This is a genomic window from Bdellovibrionota bacterium, from assembly GCA_035292885.1.
Lineage (GTDB): Bacteria > Bdellovibrionota_G > JALEGL01 > JALEGL01 > DATDPG01 > DATDPG01.
The window spans coordinates 1-2,245 of sequence record DATDPG010000069.1 but is presented as its reverse complement, the minus strand read 5'-3'; the positions used below and the strand labels follow the sequence as shown (position 1 = coordinate 2,245).

Below are 2,245 nucleotides of genomic sequence, written 5' to 3'. Positions count from 1 at the left end.
GTGATCGAAAACTGCCGTCTGGAGCCTGAGGGATATAAGATTCTCTTAGAGGTGTTGGGCCGGGGAAAGTACCAACGCGTTGAGGAGGTCCCATACACCTTTGTCGAGCGAAAGTTAGGCGGGAGCAAGCTCGGCCCGCGGCAGTATGGAGAGTTTATCATTCATCTCCTGCGTCTTTCCAGGCAAACGGGAGAGCTGAAGCGTTTTCTAAAATTCTCGGTTGTCGGCGGATCGGGCGTCTTTGTCAACATGGGCGTGCTAACCCTCCTCACAGCGTGGGGGCTGGGATATCTTCAGAGCGGCCTCTTTGCGGTGGAAACCGCCGTCGTGACGAATTTCCTTTTGAACGAGTTCTGGACCTTCGCGGATTTTTCGCAGCGGCGGCCCCGTTTTGTCAGCCGGATGAGCCGGTTCCTTACGTTCAACTTCTTTTGCGCCGGGGGCGCCGTGATCAACCTCTCCATTTTATGGGCACTGACGGAGTTTGCCGGATGGCATTACCTCCTCAGCAATCTCTTCGGAATCGGCGCGGCGACGCTCTGGAACTATGGAATGAATGCCAATATCACCTGGGAGTCCGCGCGGGCCGATCGCATTAAAGGTCTGGAAGGCCGAATTTGAAATGGGTTTCGCATGAGCCGAAAAGTTCTGATCGCCTGCGTCGTCCTTGCGGCGGTTTCAGGCCTGGGCTATGTTGTCGGGGGCGTGGTGGACAAGCCCCTGCTGCTTCGGTTTTCAAGTAAGATCGGAATGCTGATCGGTTCGGTCGGTGTCTCGCTGATCTGGGGTTCGCGGCGCACGCTCGGGGAGCGGCGCGCGGATGGTTTTGTCCTCAATCTCATCGTGCTGAGCGTAACCGGTATCCTGCTCCTCGGATTGGGCGAAGTGGCAATGCGCGTGTTGCTCCGCGACGTGACGACCACGCCGGACAATTCGAGCTACTTCGCCAAACGGTGGGATCGTCTGGAGGTGAGGCGCAACTCGCTTGGATTTCGCGAACGTGAGTTCGAACGCGTGAAACCGCCCGGCGTTTTCCGAATTGCGGTGATCGGGGATTCCTTCACCTTCGGTCAGGGAGTTGCCGAGGGACAACGTTATACGAATCTCCTGGAAACCGAGCTCAATCGAGGGCCGCGTCCCCTTCGGTTCGAAGTTTTAAACTTTGGGAGGGCCGGGGCCCAAACGATCGATCACATTCGAATGTTGGAGGAGGCCGTTCAGGCCGGCGAGCCGGATTTCATCTTGCTGGAGTGGTTTGTCAACGATCCGGAGGGCAAGGACACGAGCATGCGTCCGATTCCGACCCCGCTGTTCGGTTCATCAACGCTCCAAACCTATCTGCATCCGGCCTCGGCGTTGTACTACGTCGCGAATTTCGCATGGCGCTCGTTCCAAGAAAGGCTCGGCCGGATCGAGAACTATCAGGATTACATGGTCCGGAGATTCGGGGATCCGAACCAAGCCGACTCGCGGGAGGCGGCACGGTTGCTGCGGGAGTTTATCGAATTATGTCGGAAACATGGGAAGCCGCTCGGAATCGTTCTTTTTCCGGTGATCGGGCCGGAACTGCGCACCGGGTATAAGCTGGCATTTCTGCACGAACGCGTTTTGGCGGACTGCGCGCGTGACGGGATCGATTGTGTCGACCTGCGTGAAGCGTTCGCCGAATTTCCGGATGCCCGGACGCTCTGGGTCAGCCGTTTCGACTCTCACCCCGGACCGGCGGCGAATCGAATCGCGGCGGACCGGTTACTGCGACGCTTCGAGCCGGTTTGGGCCGGGGACGCCCGCCGGTCTTCGAATGGGACGGACCGGGTGATGCCGGTCTCGAATGAATGAGATGAAGTCCGCCCATCCCGTATCACGAAGACGATTTTTGTTGATGACGGCCGCGATTGCGGCATTGATCGTGTCTGTGTTTTCTCCGATAGGGTCGATGATTTTGGAAAGATTCGCCCGATCGAAGTGGCCCAGACTGGACCGAAGCACCCCGATGGGACGGCTCTCGGATGAAGAGTCTGGTGCCATCGCGGCCTTGATCGCGGTGCTGGTGGATGGCGACCCCGCATTTCTGCGGGACCATGTGGCCAGGAGAACTTCAACCGAGCCCGGCTATTTAAAGGAATATCAAAGCGGGGCCCGGCTGTTGAACGCGTCCGCGCGCCGCGGCGGCGGCGGAAAGCGATTTGCGGAGCTTGATCGCGCGGAGCAGAACCGGATTCTGGAGTCGATCCTCTGGAAGTAC

General features: G+C 58.5%; 3 protein-coding genes. All 3 read left to right on the top strand.

The features are described 5' to 3' along the window. A partial coding sequence (locus VI895_05380) for a GtrA family protein (protein ID HLG19232.1) occupies positions 1 to 621 on the top strand: 621 nt, incomplete at its 5' end. A 12-nt stretch (positions 622 to 633) separates the two neighbouring features. Continuing rightward, positions 634 to 1,839: an SGNH/GDSL hydrolase family protein gene (locus VI895_05375; protein HLG19231.1), complete on the top strand. Its 1,206-nt coding sequence runs from the start codon at positions 634 to 636 to the stop codon at positions 1,837 to 1,839. A gap of 43 nt (positions 1,840 to 1,882) precedes the next feature. After that, positions 1,883 to 2,245 (top strand): hypothetical protein (locus VI895_05370; protein HLG19230.1); only part of this gene is annotated, 363 nt, incomplete at its 3' end.